General features: G+C 69.9%; 16 protein-coding genes. 13 read left to right on the top strand and 3 right to left on the bottom strand.

What is annotated here, in order from left to right:
* Positions 1-51: 51 nt before the first annotated feature.
* The 9 genes from ACW4TU_RS26575 to cpt all read left to right on the top strand — a co-directional run bounded on the left by ACW4TU_RS26575 (position 52) and on the right by cpt (position 7,727).
* Positions 52-1,428 carry an extracellular solute-binding protein gene (locus ACW4TU_RS26575; RefSeq protein ID WP_457417287.1) on the top strand — a complete coding sequence of 459 codons (1,377 nt, stop codon included), beginning with the start codon at positions 52-54 and terminating at the stop codon, positions 1,426-1,428.
* Positions 1,429-1,430: 2 nt separating this feature from the next.
* Complete coding sequence (locus tag ACW4TU_RS26570) at positions 1,431-2,444, top strand: carbohydrate ABC transporter permease (protein WP_457417286.1); 1,014 nt, start codon at positions 1,431-1,433, stop codon at positions 2,442-2,444.
* Positions 2,441-3,325: a carbohydrate ABC transporter permease gene (locus ACW4TU_RS26565; protein ID WP_457417285.1), complete on the top strand. Its 885-nt coding sequence runs from the start codon at positions 2,441-2,443 to the stop codon at positions 3,323-3,325. The genes ACW4TU_RS26570 and ACW4TU_RS26565 overlap by 4 nt, the downstream gene beginning before the upstream one ends.
* A gap of 388 nt (positions 3,326-3,713) precedes the next feature.
* Positions 3,714-4,577, top strand: coding sequence for a chitosanase (locus ACW4TU_RS26560; protein ID WP_457417284.1), 864 nt, complete (start codon positions 3,714-3,716; stop codon positions 4,575-4,577).
* 24 nt (positions 4,578-4,601) lie between these two features.
* A complete protein-coding gene (locus ACW4TU_RS26555; protein ID WP_457417283.1) occupies positions 4,602-4,724 on the top strand; it encodes a hypothetical protein in 123 nt (40 codons plus the stop codon).
* Positions 4,725-4,799: 75 nt separating this feature from the next.
* A complete protein-coding gene (locus ACW4TU_RS26550) occupies positions 4,800-5,483 on the top strand; it encodes a class I SAM-dependent methyltransferase (protein WP_457417282.1) in 684 nt (227 codons plus the stop codon).
* A gap of 88 nt (positions 5,484-5,571) precedes the next feature.
* Positions 5,572-6,198, top strand: a complete 627-nt coding sequence (locus ACW4TU_RS26545; protein WP_457417281.1) for a carboxymuconolactone decarboxylase family protein — start codon at positions 5,572-5,574, stop codon at positions 6,196-6,198.
* Complete coding sequence (locus tag ACW4TU_RS26540; protein WP_457417280.1) at positions 6,195-7,061, top strand: RNA polymerase sigma-70 factor; 867 nt, start codon at positions 6,195-6,197, stop codon at positions 7,059-7,061. Before ACW4TU_RS26545 ends, ACW4TU_RS26540 begins: the two co-directional genes overlap by 4 nt.
* 123 nt (positions 7,062-7,184) lie before the next feature.
* On the top strand, positions 7,185-7,727 hold the full coding sequence (gene cpt, locus ACW4TU_RS26535; RefSeq protein WP_457417279.1) for a chloramphenicol phosphotransferase CPT: 543 nt from the start codon (positions 7,185-7,187) through the stop codon (positions 7,725-7,727).
* Positions 7,728-7,749: 22 nt separating this feature from the next.
* Here the strand turns inward: cpt and ACW4TU_RS26530 are convergent, their stop codons facing one another.
* On the bottom strand, positions 7,750-10,032 hold the full coding sequence (locus tag ACW4TU_RS26530) for a glycoside hydrolase family 3 N-terminal domain-containing protein (protein WP_457430308.1): 2,283 nt from the start codon (positions 10,030-10,032) through the stop codon (positions 7,750-7,752).
* A gap of 74 nt (positions 10,033-10,106) precedes the next feature.
* Complete coding sequence (locus ACW4TU_RS26525; protein ID WP_457417278.1) at positions 10,107-11,246, bottom strand: N-acetylglucosamine kinase; 1,140 nt, start codon at positions 11,244-11,246, stop codon at positions 10,107-10,109.
* Positions 11,247-11,330: 84 nt separating this feature from the next.
* On the opposite strand from ACW4TU_RS26525, the gene ACW4TU_RS26520 reads away from it, so the two are divergent.
* Positions 11,331-12,572, top strand: a complete 1,242-nt coding sequence (locus tag ACW4TU_RS26520; RefSeq protein WP_457417277.1) for a glycoside hydrolase 5 family protein — start codon at positions 11,331-11,333, stop codon at positions 12,570-12,572.
* 70 nt (positions 12,573-12,642) lie between these two features.
* Here ACW4TU_RS26520 and nagZ read toward each other — a convergent pair whose 3' ends face one another.
* Positions 12,643-14,169: a beta-N-acetylhexosaminidase gene (gene nagZ, locus ACW4TU_RS26515; protein ID WP_457417276.1), complete on the bottom strand. Its 1,527-nt coding sequence runs from the start codon at positions 14,167-14,169 to the stop codon at positions 12,643-12,645.
* A gap of 188 nt (positions 14,170-14,357) precedes the next feature.
* Here nagZ and ACW4TU_RS26510 point away from each other — a divergent pair, with 188 nt between their 5' ends.
* From ACW4TU_RS26510 to ACW4TU_RS26500, 3 genes are all read left to right on the top strand, one after another.
* Positions 14,358-15,734 carry a histidine-type phosphatase gene (locus ACW4TU_RS26510; RefSeq protein ID WP_457417275.1) on the top strand — a complete coding sequence of 459 codons (1,377 nt, stop codon included), beginning with the start codon at positions 14,358-14,360 and terminating at the stop codon, positions 15,732-15,734.
* A gap of 101 nt (positions 15,735-15,835) precedes the next feature.
* Positions 15,836-16,258, top strand: a complete 423-nt coding sequence (locus ACW4TU_RS26505; RefSeq protein ID WP_457417274.1) for a DUF6153 family protein — start codon at positions 15,836-15,838, stop codon at positions 16,256-16,258.
* 51 nt (positions 16,259-16,309) lie between these two features.
* Positions 16,310-16,918 (top strand): DUF305 domain-containing protein, encoded by a 609-nt coding sequence (locus tag ACW4TU_RS26500; RefSeq protein ID WP_457417273.1) that lies wholly within the window; start codon positions 16,310-16,312, stop codon positions 16,916-16,918.
* The last annotated feature ends 2 nt before the right edge of the window (positions 16,919-16,920 follow it).

Below are 16,920 nucleotides of genomic sequence, written 5' to 3'. Positions count from 1 at the left end.
ATTCGGAGTCGAAGTTGGTGAATCAAACCAGCATCCTGGAGGGCAGCAGCAATGCGCGCAAGAAGACTGACCGGATCCCTGTCCTGTCTCGTCGTACTGACGTTGACGGCCGCCGGATGCGGCCTCTCCGGAGGCTCCGACGACAGCGGCGACGCCACCGCCGGCGGCTGCTCGGTCGACAAGGGCAACGTCGGCTCCGGGAAGCTCACCGGTGATGTCAAGGGCACGATCACCTTCCAGACCACCAACCTGAAGAAAGACTTCGGCGACTTCTTCAACGGCGTGATCGCCGACTTCCAGAAGGCCCACCCCGGCACCAAGGTCAAGTGGATCGACGACCCCGGCGACAACACCTTCACCAACCGGACCGTCGCCGACGCCCAGGCCTGCACGATGGCCGACGTCATCAACGTCAACGCGCCGACGGCGACCGCCCTCACCAAGGCCGGCTACCTGCTGGACATCGGCACCAAGGACCCGGACTCGTCCAAGCCCTTCGTCCCGTCGTTCTGGAAGACCGCCACCTTCGCGGACGCCTCCGGCAAGTCGATCCACACCACGCTGCCCTGGTACACCGGCGGCGTCCTGCTGACGTACAACAAGGACCTGCTGGGGAAGGCCGGCATCGACCCGGCCAAGCCTCCGACGAGCATCTTCGGGCTCTTCGCCGACTACGAGAAGATCGCCAAGGCCTCCGACGGCAAGTACTTCGCGACGATGGCCAACCCGATCTGGCGCATCCCGGCCGACTTCGACCAGATGGGCATCAAGGTCCTCTCCACCGACGGCAAGTCCGCCGTCTTCGGCGACGACCCGCGCACCGCCCAGTGGGTGGAGTGGATGGCGAAGCTGTACAAGGAGGGCGCGATGCCGAAGGACTCGCTGTCCTCCAGCAACGACCCGTCCACGCTCTACAGCCAGGGCAAGGTGGCCTACGGTTCGACGAACCCGAGCTTCGTGCGGTTCGTCAAGCAGAACAGCCCGTCGGTCTACGCCAAGACGGTCGTCGGCCAGCAGCCCTACGACGCCCTCGGCGTCGCCTCTGCCGGCGCCCCGCAGTACATCTCGGTCGCCGCGACCAGCAAGCACGCCCCGGTGGCGCTCGCGTTCGCGGAGTTCCTCACCAACGCCGAGAACCAGACGGCCTGGTGCAAGGACCCGGCCGTGGTGATCTTCCCGACCACCACCGAGTCGCTGAACGACCCGTTCTTCCAGAACGTCACCGGCACCGACCCGTTCTCCCAGGCCCGCAAGCTCGTCGCCGACCAGCTCAAGACGGCCTCCACCAACCAGACCAACCTCTCCCCTGCCGTGCAGAACGCCATCGTGTCCCAGGTGCAGCTGGCCATGCAGGGCAAGAAGAGCGCGGCGGACGCCGTGAAGGACGCCCAGGAGAAGTCGAACGAGCTGCTGAAGCAGGGCAGCTGACGGTGACGGCACAGATCACGAACCCGGTGTCCGGCGTGGAGCCCCTGACCTCCACGCCGGGCCCGGCCCCGTCCCGCCTCCGCCGACTCGCCGGGGCCGCGCTGCCCGGTCCCGCTCCCGGGGCCAACGGAGCGGCCATGTACCGCCGTTGGTGGCTGCCGTGGCTGTGGACCGCCCCCGCGATCGTGTGCGCGGTGGTCTTCGGGGTGTTCCCGTTCCTCAACACGGTCCTGCTGTCGTTCACCAACGCCAAGCCGCTGGGCGGCGCCGCGAGTTTCGTCGGACTCGACAACTACACGCGGATGCTCCAGGACGACGACTTCTGGCTCGCGACCCGCAACAGCATCCTGTACGCGGTGATCGTCGTGCCCCTGATGGTGCTGCTGCCGCTGATGCTCGCCGTCCTGGTGGAGAAGAACCTGCCCGGCATCGGCTTCTTCCGCTCCGCCTTCTACACGCCGGTGCTCGCCTCCAGCGTGGTCGTGGGCCTGAGCTGGCAGTGGCTGCTCGCGGACGACGGCCTGGTCAACACCTGGCTGGAGAAAGCCCACTTGATCAGGTCGGCGATCCCCTTCCTCTCCGACTCGTGGCTGATCCTGCTCTCCGCGATGGGCCTGACCCTGTGGAAGGGCCTTGGCTGGTACATGGTCTTCTACCTGGCCGCCCTCGGGAACGTGCCCAAGGAACTGCACGAGGCCGCCCAGATGGACGGCGCCGGCGCGGTCCGCCGCTTCTGGAACATCACGATCCCCGGCGTCCGGACGGCCATGATGCTCGTCGGCACCCTCACCGGCATCGGCTCCCTGCGGGTCTTCACCGAGATCTACATGCTCGGCAGCTCCACCGGCGGCCCCGGCGGCGCCGACCGCACCCTGCCGTTCTACATCCGGGACGTCGGCCTGGACCCGATCACCGGCAACGCCGGCTACGGCTCGGCCGTCAGCGTCGCCCTGTTCGCACTCACCCTGGGCCTGACCCTGCTGGCGCAGCGCCTGACCAAGGAGGACGAGTCATGACGACGACCGTCGTCGAGGCCAAGGGCCGTCGCCTGCTGCCGCGTTGGCGTGACTACGGCCGCCCGCGCGAGCTGGTCGTCCGCTATCTGCTCCTCCTCCTGGTCCTCGGCCTCACCGTGGGCCCGCTCCTGTGGCAGCTGCTGGCCTCCCTGAAGGGCACGAGCGAGGACGTCTTCGGCGCGAACGCCACCCTGCTGCCGCACGACCCGACCCTGCGCGCGTACCGGACGGTCTTCGACCAGGTGCCGGTGTGGTCGTACATCAAGAACAGCCTGATCGTGGTCGCCCTGTCGGTCACCAGCCAGCTGGTCTTCTCCACCACGGCCGGCTACATGCTCTCCAAGCCCTCCTGGAAGGGCCGCAGGGCGGTCTGGGTGGTGCTGATCGCCTCGATGATGTTCCCCTTCGAGTCGATCATGGTCTCGTTGTTCATCAGCATCCGCGACCTGGGCCTGGTCGACAGCCTGGCCGGCGTATGGCTGCCGGGCTTCGTCGGCGCCATCAACGTCATGCTGATGCGCGGCGCGTTCCTCGCGGTCCCGCGCGAGATCGAGGACTCGGCGATGCTGGACGGCGCGAACGAGTGGCAGCGCTTCAAGTACCTGTATCTGCCGTCCGCGTGGGGCGCGATCATGGTGGTCGTCATCAACACGTTCATCAGCGCCTGGGACGACTTCCTGTGGCCGCTGATCGTGCTGCGCTCCGAGAGCAACATGACGCTCACACTGGGGCTTTCACGCCTGCAGAGCTCGTCGTTCGGGTACGACCAGCGGATGGTGATGGCGGGGTCGGTGATCTCCGTGGTGCCTGTGCTGGTGCTGTTCGTCATCACGCAGCGGTGGTTCTACCGGGGGGTGGCTTCGGGGGCGGTGAAGCTGTGAGGGGGGAGGGGGTTCCTCGGTGGCGGAGCCCCTCTCCTTATGTGGACCTACTTTGAAATGGCTTCCCCGGAGTAACCCGAGGAACGTGTGCTAATCCACACGAGTTTTCCGCCCGCCGTCGCGGCAGCAGATTTCCTCATTCAACATTTCGTGTTGGATTTTCAGCAGGTTCCTGTCTTCGCAGCTCAGAGGCACTTTCGATTTCGTGGTCACATTTCAGCCACTCAACCAGGCAGGTCGATGCAGTCGATGCAGTCAATGCATAAGAAAACCTTAAATCGACCTTAAAGGTTTATGTGCGCGTCCGAGTTGGTGCGTTTGCCCAATGTGCGATCGCTAGCGTGAGCGACTGTCACTCATTCGATCGCATTCGAAGGGCGAACAATTCATGAGGGTTATTCCTGACAGGCGTCTGTCGCGGCGGACGACCGGGCTGGTGTTCGGGTCGGCGTTGCTCGCGGCGGCAGCCGTGTCTCTTGGCACCGCACACGCAGGCGGCACCGCGGATGCCGGGCTGCCGACGGCGAGGGCCGTGGCGGGGGTCGGGCTGGACGACGCCCGGAAGAAGGAGATCGCGATGGAGCTGGTCTCCAGCGCGGAGAACTCCTCGCTGGACTGGAAGGCCCAGTACCAGTACATCGAGGACATCGGTGACGGGCGCGGCTACACGGCCGGGATCGTCGGCTTCTGTTCCGGTACCGGGGACATGCTGGACCTCGTCCAGGCGTACACGCAGGTGAAGCCGGGCAACGTGCTGGCCAAGTACCTGCCGGCGCTCAAGCGGGTGAACGGGTCCGATTCGCACAGTGGGCTCGGCGACGCGTTCGTGGCGGACTGGCGTACGGCGGCCAAGGACAAGGTCTTCCAGCAGGCCCAGGACTCGGAGCGGGACCGGGTGTACTTCGACCCGGCGGTCAAGCAGGCCAAGAGCGACGGGCTGAGGACGCTGGGGCAGTTCATCTACTACGACGCGATCGTGATGCACGGCCCCGGTGACGACCCGGTCAGCTTCGGCGGCATACGCAAGACAGCCATCAAGAAGGTCAGGACGCCTGCCCAGGGTGGTGACGAAACGGCCTACCTGAACGCCTTCCTCGACGCCCGCAAGGCGGCGATGAAGACCGAGGAAGCGCACAGTGACACCAGCCGCGTCGACACCGAGCAGCGCGTCTTCCTGCGTGCGGGCAACCTCGACCTGAACCCGCCGCTGCGGTGGAAGGTCTACGGAGACCCCTACACCATCGACAACTGACCGCCCGTAGACGGAGGTACGGCCATGGGGTCGCACGCACATACCCGCCGCAAGAAGACCGTCATGGCCGTGACCGCCGCCACGGCCGCGCTGTGCGCGCATCTGCAGAACACCTATCGAACACCTATCTGCTCGTCAAGGACCTGAAGGCGTACCAGAAGACCTGACCGTCAGGTCGCGACAGGGGTGTCGGTGTCAGTCCCCTCCCCTAAAGTCCCCCGCGTGACCCACGACCCCTCCCCCACCCACCTCACCGCGATCCGCGACTCGTACGACACCGTCGCCGCCGACTACGTCCAACTCGTCAAGAACCCGGCGGAGTTGGACCCGTTGTCGCGCGCGATGCTGGCCGCTTTCGCCGAAGCCCTGCGCGTGGCCGACGCCGGCCCGGTCGCGGACCTGGGATGCGGACCCGGCAAGGTGACCGCGCACCTGGCAGCCCTGGGCGTGCCCGCGTTCGGCGTCGACCTGTCCCCGAAGATGATCGAGCTGGCCCGCCGGGCCCACCCTCACCTGAGCTTCACCGTGGGCTCGATGACCGCCCTCGCGCAGCGGGACGGCGAACTCGGCGGCATCCTCGCCTACTACTCCACCCACCACACCCCACCCGAGCAACTACCCGTCGTGTACGCCGAGTTCCACCGCACCCTCGCACCCGGCGGCCTCCTGATGCTGGCCGGCTACGTGGGAGACGTCGAGTATCTGCGTCTGCGTCCGACCCAGGCGTACGGCGGCCATCCGGTGTCCTACGAGGCCCATCTGCTGCCGGTGGAGCGGATCGCCGAACTGCTGAGCCGGGCCGGACTCGTGATCACGGCGCGACTGGTGCAGGCGCCCGACGAAAACGTGCGGAGGACGGTCGCCACCTTCCTGGCCCGGAAACCCGAACGCCCCCTCGCGCCATAGTGGTTGTCACGTTGTCACGTTCCCGAGTTCGGCGGTGTCTTCATGTCCAGCAGGCCGACAGGCCGCTGGAACCGACAAGGAGAACACCGTGACACTGCGCATTCCGAAGGCAACGCTCCCCGCTGAGATAAGCGAGAACCTGGTCAAGCAGTTCGGTGCCGTGCCCGAGCCCTTCGAGGTGACCGCGCACAATCCCAGGGTCGCCCGGGACTCCACGGAGATCGGGGGGAAGCTGAGCGAGTGGGACATGGCCGACGAGGGGCTCAAGACGTTCGCGCACATGGCGGTCGCCGCACAGGTCGGGTGCAGTTGGTGCCTGGACATCAACTACTTCCAGGCGCTGCACAAGGACCTGGACCTGACCAAGGCGAGCCAGGTGCCCCGCTGGCGCGTGTCGGACGTGTTCACCCCGCTGGAACGGGACGTACTGGAGTACGCCGAGGCCATGACGAACACGCCGACGACCGTCACCGACGAGCTGTACGCGGGGCTCCTCGGCCGGCTCGGTCCGGCGGCGATGGTCGAACTCACCGCGGCCATCGGGTTCGCCAACATGGCTACCCGGAACAACTCGGCGCACGGGATCACCTCGCAGGGCTTCTCCGACGCGTGCGGGATACCGCTGGCCGCGCGCTCCCAGGAGTCCGGAACCGAGAAGTCCGGTGCTGAGGAGTCCGGTGCTGAGAATTCCGGCGCGGTGTCGGCGGCGATATGACCGAGGATCCCTTCGTCACCCACCGCAGCCTGCTCTTCACGGTCGCCTACGAGATGCTCGGCTCGGCGGCCGACGCGGAGGACGTACTGCAGGAGTCCTGGCTGCGGTGGGCCGACGTCGACAGGTCGCAGGTACGTGAACCGCGGGCGTACCTGGTCCGCACCGTCACCCGGCAGGCGCTCAACCGGCTGCGCACGCTGTCCCGCAGCCGTGAGGAGTACGTGGGCGAGTGGTTGCCGGAGCCCCTGTTGACCAGCCCCGATGTCGCCGAGGACGTCGAACTCGCGGAGAGCGTCTCGATCGCGATGCTGACCGTCCTCGAAACCCTCGGGCCCACCGAGCGCGCGGTGTTCGTGCTGCGCGAGGTCTTCGAGATGCCGTACGGCGAGATCGGGGAGGCCATCGGGAAGTCCGCGGCGACGGTACGGCAGGTCGCGCGGCGGGCGCGTGAGCATGTGGCCGCCCGGCAGCCGCGGGTGCGGGTGAGCCGGGCCGAGCAACGGACCGTCGTGGACCGTTTCCTTCTCGCCCTGCGCACCGGGCAGTTGCAGGACCTGCTGGAGGTCATGGCGCCGGACGTCGTCCTGATCGCCGACGGGGGCGGGGTCGTGGCCGCCGTGCTGGCGCCGCTCCACGGGGCCGAGCCGGTGGCGAAGCTGCTCACGCGCGCGAACCAGGTCGCGGTCCCGTTCGAGATGACGCCCGTGTGGCTCAACGGCGCACCCGCGGGACGGATCGAGATGAACGGCGAGCCGAGCGCCGTGAGCCTCGTGGTGGAGAACGGGCGGGTCACCCGGATCTACATCGTGCGGAACCCGCGGAAGCTGACGCGGCTCGACGAACCGGCCGAACTCGCCAGGTGAACCCGCCGCACCGCACCAGGGACGGCCCGCTCCGGCCGGAACTCGTTTCGTTCCCCGCAGCGGGCGCCCTAGTGTGACGCGATGGCGATTCCGGTTCAGGCTCAGGCTCAGGCTCAGATTCAGATGGTCGTTCTCAACGGTGGTTCCAGCTCGGGGAAGTCCGAGATCGTACGGTGTCTGCAGGCCGAACTGCCGGACCCGTGGCTGGCGTTCGGGTGTGACTCGTTCGTCGACGCCCTGCCCGCGAAGATGCGGGAGTCGGACGCGGGGATCGCGATCGCGGCGGACGGCGAGGTGAGCGTCGGGGCGGACTTCCTCGCGCTGGAGACGGCCTGGCGGGAAGGCGTCGCGGCGATGGTCCGGGCCGGCGCCCGGGTCGTCATCGACGACGTCTTCCTCGGCGGAGCGGCTTCCCAGCAGCGGTGGCGCGAGGCTCTCGGAGATCTGCCCGTGCTGTGGGTCGGCGTCCGGTGCGAGAGCGCCGTCGCCGCACGCCGCGAGGTCGCCCGGGGAGACCGGGCCCTGGGCATGGCCGCCGGCCAGGCGGACGTGGTTCACGAGGGCGTCGTCTACGACCTGGAGGTCGACACGACGCACACCGGGTCCCTGGTGTGCGCGCGAACCATCGCCGCCCGCGTCCACGGGGGTGAGGACCGGGTCGGCTGATCCGGCGCCCTCACCATCTCCCTCAGGCCGTCGCCTTCGCGACCGTGTCCAGCAGTGATCGAGGGCATGACGATCGGCCCTTGATGTCGAGGACGACCGGTACGGCGTCCAACGCCCCGCGCGCCGACTCCGCCACCCTGATCTCCACGCTCCCGGGCAGTACCGCTGTCTCCAAGTCAGGTCCGACCTGCGCGAGTTGGTCGCCCCCGAGGGCGAACGCGACCGTACGGCACTCCCCCGGAGCCAGTTCGACGCATCGGAAGGCGCGGAGTTCCAGGGTCCGCGGCCACACCGTCGTACGCAGCGGGCGGACATAGAGCTGGACCACCGAACGCCCCGACCGTTCACCGGTGTTGGTGACCGTGACCTCGATCTCGGCCCCGCAACCGGCGGCATCCCGACTGATGTCAGGGACGCCGTACTCGAACGTCGTGTACGTCATACCGTGCCCGAAGGAGTACAGCGGCTCGGCGTCCTCGTCCACGTACGACCCGTACTCCGTGTCCTTGTGGTTGTAGTAGACGGGGAGTTGGGCCGCCGAGCGCGGGACCGAGACGGGGAGGCGGCCGGTCGGGACGCTGTGCCCGAGGAGGATCTCGGCGATCGCCTCGCCGCCCCAGGGCCCCGGATACCAGGCCGTGAGCAGCGCGGCGGCGTGTTCCGCCGCCTCCGGGACCGCGTGCGGGCGGCCCTGGACCAGGACGACCACCGTGGGCGTGCCCGTCGCCGTCACCGCGTCGAGCAGCGCGTGCTGGGCCGGGCCGAGGCGCAGGTCGGCCAGGTCGGCACCCTCGCCGCAGGTCATCTCCGACACCGCCGTGCGTGCCGCGCCGTTGGCGTCGAACTCCGTGTCCGGGGTACGGGCGCTGCTGCCGCCCAGGACCAGTACGGCCAGGTCGGAGGCCGCCGCTGCCGCCACCGCTGCCGGGATGCCGGAGAGGTCGTCGCCGGTCAGGGCGCAGCCCCGGGCGTGGCGGATCTCCGTTCCCGGGAGGGTGAGGTCGCGGAGGGCGGCCAGGACGCTGGTTCCTGTGCCGGGGCGTTGGGGGGCGGTGTAGTCGCCGAGTTGGTGGGCCGTGGTGGCGGAGTGCGGGCCGAGGACGGCTATGCGGGAGACCCTCGCCGGGTCGACGGGCAGGACGCCCGCGTTGTCGTGGAGGAGGGTGACGGCCGAGCGCGCGAGGGCTGTGCTCAGGGAACGGCCGGCCTCGGCGGACGGCAACTCCGGTGTCGTGTAAGGGTGTTCGAAGAGGCCCAGGCGGAATTTCAGGGTCAGGACCCGGGATACGGCCGCGTCGAGCACCGACTCCTTCACCAGGCCTCGTTCCACCGCCTCCGCGAGGTGCGTGAAGCCCTCGTCCCAAAGGCTCAGGTCGATACCGGAGTTGAGGGCGAGAGCGCCTGCGGAGACCTTGTCGCCGGTGATGCGGGCCAGTCGGTCCACCGCCAGGCCGTCCGCCATGACCAGACCCTCGAAGCCCCAGCCACGATCCCCGCTCCCGCGCAACAACCCGTTCAGCAAAGGGCCGTTGGCCGAACACGGGATGCCGTCCACCTCGTTGTACGCGGCCATGACCGCCGCGGTACCGGCCCGCACACCGGCCCTGGCTGCCGGGAGGTGGATCTCGTGGAGTTCACGGGGACCCAGCTCCGACTCGGCCGAGTTCCGGCCGCCGACCGTCGCGCCCTGCCCGGCGAAGTGCTTCAGGACCACCGGGGCCTTGTCCGACGAGAATCTCCCCTGCTCGTCCATGTCCCCCTGCGCGCCTCTCACCAGCGCCTCCGTCAGACGAGCGGCGAGATACGGGTCCTCGCCGAAGCACTCCTCCGTACGGCCCCAGCGGGGGTCGCGGGCGATGTCCAGCGCCGAGACCAGGGCCAGGTGGCCGCCCCGGGCGCGGAGTTCGGCGGCGGCGTGGGATGCCGCCCGCTCGTACAGGTCCGGGTCCCAGGTGGCGCCCACCGCCAGGTTGACGGGGAGGACCGTGCCGTCGAGGGCCATGAGGCCGTGCGGTACCTCCTCGACGAAGAGAGCGGGGATGCCCAGGCGGCTGCGTTCGAGTACGTGGCGCTGGACCAGGTGGGCCAGTGCCGGGCCCGTCCGCGCGTCGGCGCCGGTCGAGTGGTCGACGCCGGACCAGGCGTCGGCGCGCAGCAGTCCGTACAGGGCGCCGAGGCCCTCGAAGCGGTCGGTCTCCTCGTGGAGGGCCTCGGTCAGCTCGAACTCGCCGTCCGGGCGGCGGCGGTAGGCGTCCCAGCCGTACATCCGCTGGTTGAGCTGGCCGACCTTCTCGCGCAGGGTCATCCGGGCCAGGAGGTCGGCGACGCGGGCGCCGACGGGGGCGGCGGGGTCGCGGTAGAGGGGGGACACGGTCACGGTCACTGTTTCTTCTCCTGGTGCGGGGCAGGCCCCTGTGCGAGTCGGGCCAGGGCCACCGCGCCCCGGCTGCCGTCGGGGACCCAGTGCGCCACCAGGCCGAGGGCGCTCAGCTGCCGGTCCAGGGGGGCGGTCAGCGGGCCTTCGGGGCCGAGCAGGCCGCCCGTCGCGACCACCGTCTCGCCCGGCGTCGGCTCCAACGCCCGTACGCAGTCGGCGAGATGACCGGCGGCTTCGTCAAGGATCGCCCGCGCGAGGGCGTCCCCCGCCCGGGCCGCCTCGGCGACCAGCGGGGCGAACCGGGCCAGCCGGACCGGCGGTTCGGCCATGACGGCGGGGAGGACGTACCGGCGATAGGCCTCGCGGGCGGAACGGGACCAGGGCTGCTGAGCGGCGCCCTCACCTCCGTACGCCGATACCTCACCTTCGTACGCGGATACCGCACCTCCGTACGGGAGAACCGTCTCCGGCACCCCCAACTCCCGTCCCACCAGCCCCGCCAGAGCCGTGTCGCCGCCCCGCCGGTCCGCCATGCGCAGCGCGACCCGGACCGCTTCCCGGCCGATCCAGAAGCCGCCGCCGTCGTCGCCGAGGAGCCAGCCGTCGCCGCCGACGGTCTTCTCGCAGTGGCGGGCGGTGATACGCATCGCGACGGCGCCCGTGCCGGCGACGAGGGCCAGCCCGTCGGCCGGGGTGTCCGGGGCGGCGGCGAAGGCGGCCTCGATGTCGCTGCTGATCCGGATCTCGCGCGCGGGGACGCGGATGCCGAGTCGGCGCAGGGCTTCCGTCAGCGCGGTGAGGGCGTTGACTCGGCCGGGTTCGTCGGCGGTGCCGGCGGCGCCCGCGAAGCCGCCCGCGACGGCGACGACCCGGGGGCGGTCCGGCTCCGGCACCGCACGGGCGAGGGCCTCGACGAGGTGCTCGGTGAGCTGCGGTACGGGGACGGTGAGGGCGTTGCCCGGCCCGGCGACGCCCTCACCGAGCGGGTGCCCGTCGGAGGCGGACGCCAGCACGGCGTGCGTACGGGTGCCACCGGCGTCGACCCCGACGACAAGGGCGCCGCGCCCCGGAACACCGTGTTCGCCCCGGCCGGAATCCCGGCCCGTATCCCGATCCGAATCTTGGTTCAATTCATTGCTCATCGCGCACTATGGTGGTTCATACATTCGCCGAGGACAAGACCCGACTCGCGGCCCGGCGCAGTCACGCACGTCCGTGGAGGACCCGTGAGCACACCCCCCGCCCCCCGTTCCGCCCCTCGTTTCGGCGTCAACTACACGCCGCGCCGGGGCTGGTTCCACTCCTGGTACGACTTCGACCCGGCCCTCGCCCGCGAGGATCTCGACCAGATCGCCGGGCTGGGCCTGGACCACGTACGGATCTTCCCGCTCTGGCCGCTGCTCCAGCCGAACCGCACGCTGATCCGCGCGTCGGCCGTCGACCAGGTGGCGCAGCTCGTGGACGTGGCGGCGGAGGCGGGCCTCGACGTCATGGTGGACGGTGTGCAGGGCCACCTCTCCAGCTTCGACTTCTACCCGGAGTGGACCCGCAGCTGGCACCACCGCAACGTCTTCACGGACCCGGAGGCGATCGAGGCGCAGGCCAACCTCCTGCGCACCCTCGGCAGCGCGCTGGCCGGCCGCCCGAACCTCCTCGGCCTCCAGCTCGGCAACGAGCTCAACAACCTGGTCGAACACAACCCGGTGACGGTGGCCGACATCGACCACTACCTGGACACCCTGCTGGCCGCCGCACGCACAGGCCTGGGATCGACCCCGGGCCTGGTCACGCACTCCGCGTACGACGCCGCCTGGTACAGCGACGACCACCCCTTCACCCCGGAGGCCTCGGCCCGCAAGGGCGACCTGACGACGGTCCACCCCTGGGTGTTCTCGGCCGACTGCGCCCGCCGCTACGGCCCCCGCTCCCCGCAGGTCCAGCATCTCGCGGAGTACGGCGTGGAACTGGCCACCGCGTACGCCGAGGACCCCGCCCGGCCCGTCTGGGTCCAGGAAACGGGCGCCCCCGAACCGCACATCCCGGCGGCCGACGCCCCCGGTTTCGCCCGTGCGACCGTACGCAACGCCGTCGAGTGCGCCAACCTGTACGGGGTCACCTGGTGGTGCTCCCACGACGTCGACCGCTCCCTGGCCGACTTCCCCGAACTGGAGTACACCCTCGGCCTGTTCGACTCCACGGGCCGCCCGAAACCCATCGCCGAGGCCCTCGCGGAGACGGTCGCCGACCTGCGCACCAGCCCCCGCCCGGCCGAGCCCCGCACGACCGCCCTGATCCTGGACTGCACCCTGGGGACCCGTTCGATTTCGGGCCCTGGAGGCGCGTACTTCGAGGCGTGGACGCGACTACGGGCGGAGGGCACGCGCCCGGCGGTGGTACTGGCGGAGCGAGCCGAGGACGAGAACTACCTGACAGCACGGGGAATCAAGGAGACCGTCCGGGACCTCTGAGAGGCCCGCGCTGAGGCTGTCGTTGTTCCTTTCGGTACCGGCGCCGGTACCGAAAGGAACAACGACAGCCTCAGCCGGTGCGCCCCACCAACACCTCTGCCAGCGCCCGCAGGTTGACCCGCCCCCGCCCGTACGAACACAACGCGCCCTCGCTGTCCGGCAACCCGGTCTCCACCACCACCGCGTCCCCCCGCCCGGCCACCAGCGCGTCCCGCACCCTCCTCTGCCACGGATACAACCCCGCATCCGACGTGGCGACCACCAGCGGCACCCCCACCGACCACCACAGAATCCCCTCCACCAGAGCCGCAGGGTCCACCGAAGCCTCGTTCAGCGCCATGCCCGAAGCCGTGGGATCCAGCGCCCGCACCGCGCTCAGCAGATCCTCTCCACCCCAGTTCAGCGCGGGATGCGGCGGCGGGAACAGGTCGACGACATACGCACCCCGCCCCACGGGCACCGCACCGGGACCACCCCCGAAACCGGCGGAGCCGCCCCGCACGGCCCGCCGAGCCGCGTCGAGCCCCGCACCCGCGTCCCACGGCGCGACCGCGTCCTCCCCCACCGCGCCCGCGTACCGCTCCGCCAGCTTCCGCACCCGCCCGGCGGCCTCCCGTACCCGCTCCTCCGCGAGCATGCCGTCCCGCAACGCCTCGATCACCGCGTCCCGGCAGGCCAGGGTGGTCGCCAGGTCCGGTACCGCCACGATTACCTGGTCGGCGCCCGCGGCGAGGGCGAGCCGGGCGCCGGCCGCCTCGCCGTACCGGTCGGCTATCGCCTTCATCTCCAGGGCGTCGCTGACCAGGACCCCGTCGAAGCCGAGGTCGTGGCGGAGCAGATCGCCCAGGATGCGCCGGCTGAGGGTCGCGGGCCGCTCCGGATCCAGCGCCTGGTACACCACGTGCGCGCTCATCAGCATCGGCACACCCGCCGCCACGGCCGCCCGGAACGGCTCGACATCGGCGCGGATCTCGTCGTACGACCGCGGGTCGACCGCCAGCTCGTGGTGGCTGTCGGTCACCGTGCCGCCGTGGCCGGGGAAGTGCTTGGCGCAGGAGGCGACACCGCGTGCCTCGGTGGCGGTGATCCAGGCGCGCAGGTGCCGGGCGGCGAGTTCCGGATCGGCGCCGAAGGAGCGGGTACGGACGATCGGGTTGTCGGGGTGGTGCTGGAGGTCGGCCACGGGGGCGTACGAGACGGTGATGCCCAGCGAGGCGAGGTGACCGGCGAGGGCGTCGGCGCAGCGGGCGGTGAGGGCCGGGTCGTCGACGACGCCGAGGGCGTACGAGCCTGGCACCTCTGGCGCGCCCGCGGCGACGAGGTGGCCGATCCCGCCGCCCTCGTTGTCGATGGCGACGAGGAGATCGGGGCGCAGGGCGCGCAGCTCGTCGGTGAGGCGGCGGACCTGGTCCGCGTCGCGCACGTTCCGGGTGAAGAGGATCACTCCGCCGAGGCCGCGCTCGATGAGCCGCTTGAGGGTGTCCGGGACGCCGGTGGTGCCGTCGAAACCGGCGACGAGGCACCGATGGACGGCTTCGTCGAGGTCGACAGGCAGGTCGAGGGGCAGGGAGTGCTGGGGCTGCTGCATCGACTTCATCGACTTCATCGGAGGGCCTCTGGGTTCGCGGGCAGATACCTGGATGATAGAAGCCACCAAAACTGCTGCACAAGATGAATCAATCAACCAGACATCAACCAAAACCTCACAGCGCACATGCCCCATACGCCCCGCATGCGCCATTCCACGGCCACCCCGGGTTCATCCGCGCCACCGACGATGCGCCCATGAACCGCACCACCCTCGCCCTCGCCGCACCCCTGTGCGCCCTGCTGGCCACCGCACTCCCCGCCCACGCGGCGGACCGTTCCACCTCCTCCTCCGCCGCCGACAGCTACGGCACCAAGGCCTCGTACGCCCCGCAGCAGAGCCTGCGGAGCTACCAGCAGCCCCCGAAGGGCTTCGCCCCGGTGTTCACGGAGAACGTCTCCCGGCACGGCTCCCGGGCCGCGACCGACAGCTCGGACGGCGATCTGATCCTCAAGCTGTGGGACCAGGCCGAGAGCGAGGGCCAACTCTCCGCGCGCGGTGAGGAGTTCGGGCCGAAGGTGCGGGCCCTGCTCGCCGCCATGGCCGAGGTCGGCTACGGCAACCTCAGCGGACGCGGCAGGAGCGAGATCGCGGGCACCGCCGTACGGATGGAGAAGCGGCTGCCGGGCCTCTTCGCCGGCATCGCGAGGAACGGCGAGAAGATCGACGTCGTCAGCTCCGGACAGGGCCGCGCCGTCGACAGCGGGCAGCTCTTCGCGGACACCCTCGCGGCCACCGACCCGGCACTGGGGCCCCTCATCGGAGCGGGCCGCACCGACAAGGACCTGCTCTACTTCCACAAGGCCGCCGGGGGCGCCGCCTACCTCGACTACATCGCGAACGACCAGCGTCTCGCCGCCACCCTCACGTCGATCACCGACCAGCCGGCCACCCACCGCGCCGCCTCGGACGTACTCCGGAAGATCTTCAAGCGGGCGTTCGTGCAGCGGATCGTCGACGGCGAGTTCCCCGCCGTCGGCAGCGCGGTGGACGCGGCCGAGGCGGTCTACAACCTGTACGGCATCGCCCCGGCCATGAGCGACGAGAGCCCTGGGGGCAAGGGCTGGCACATGGACCGGTACATCTCGCAGCGCGATGCCGCCTGGTTCGGGTACCTGAGCGACGCGGAGGACTTCTACGAGAAGGGCCCCGGCTTCGCCGACAGCGACATCACGTACAGGATGGCGAACGTCCTGCTCGACGACTTCTTCAAGAAGACCGAGACCGCGCAGAACAGCACCCCCGGTTCCGGCACCCTCGGCGCCGAACTGCGCTTCACGCACGCCGAGGAGATCATCCCGCTGGCCGCGCTGATGGGCCTGCCGGGCAGTACGCGGGGAGTGAGTGCCGAGCGGCCCTACACGTACGCCGACAACTCGTGGCGGGGCGCGGCGGTGGCGCCGATGGCCTCGAACATCCAATGGGACGTGTTCCGCAAGGGCGACACCACCCTCGTACGGATGCTCTACAACGAGAAGGAGACCGCCTTCGGGGCCGACTGCCGACCGATGTCCAAGGGCAGCAAGTTCTACGACCTCGATGAGCTGGAGCGCTGCTTCGGCCGTACTTCCTGAGGTACGACCTTCCAGACGTACAACCTTCCTGACGTACGACGCGCGGCGCGAATATAGGGGTACCCCGTATCCGTATACGTCCGTCGGGCTAACATGGCCGTGTGACAGCCCGCGCACAGCCACAGCAGCGCACGCACCCACCGTCCTGGTGGACGCGTGCGTTCGTCGTGCTCGGGCTGCTGGCCGGCGTCCTCGCGATGCACGGCCTGGGGCCGGGTGGCATGTCCGCCGGGATGGCGGACGCCGCCCACCATGGCCACCAGGCTCAGCCGATGAGCATGCGGGCAGGGCCTACCGACGAGTCCGTCTGCCACGGCATGGACTCGCACGGCGGCCACACCCAGCACGCCGACGCGACCTGCGCGTCCGGTGCCGTCCCGGCGGGGCACACGTTCGCCGCCCTCACGCCCGATCCGGTCGGCGCCTCGGTCCTGGCCGCCCGTGCCGACCGCTCGCTGCCCCGGTCCCCCGAGGGCGCCCGCGCGCCACCGTCCCTCGCCGAACTCCAACTCCTGCGGATCTAGAGGCGACCCCCACCTCGCCTCAATTCCCTTCCCCACAGCAGGAGTTCCAGCATGCGCAAAACCCGTAGGACCCTCGTCGTCATGGCCGCCACAGCCGCGCTCGCCATCACGCTCACCGCGTGCGGCAGCGACGACGGCACCAGCGACACCAGCACCAGCACCAGCACCGCCGGCAGTGGCGCCAAGGCCGAGGACCACAACGCCCAGGACGTCACCTTCGCGCAGGGCATGATCCCCCACCACAAGGGCGCCCTGGTGATGGCGGAGGAGGCGGCCGACAAGGCCTCGTCGGCCGAGGTCAAGTCCCTCGCCGCCCGCATCGAGAAGGCGCAGACCCCGGAGATCGCGACCATGTCCGGGTGGCTGAAGACCTGGGGCAAGGACGTCCCGACGTCGACGCAGTCGATGCCCGGCATGGAGTCCATGGAAGGGACGGAAGGGATGGAATCGATGCCCGGCATGGACCACGCCGCCTCCGGCAAGGAGTTCGACACGAACTTCCTGACCATGATGATCGAACACCACAAGGGCGCCGTCCGGATGGCCACCACCGAGAAGGCCAAGGGTGAGTACGGCCCCGCCACCTCCATGGCCGACGACGTCATCCGCACCCAGAACGCCGAGATCACCGAGATGACCAAGCTCCTCGGCAAGAACTGACA

It is taken from the genome of Streptomyces kryoterrae, from assembly GCF_054072135.1.
Note: the sequence above shows the minus strand (reverse complement) of the source record. Positions and strands in the feature narration are given on the sequence as shown.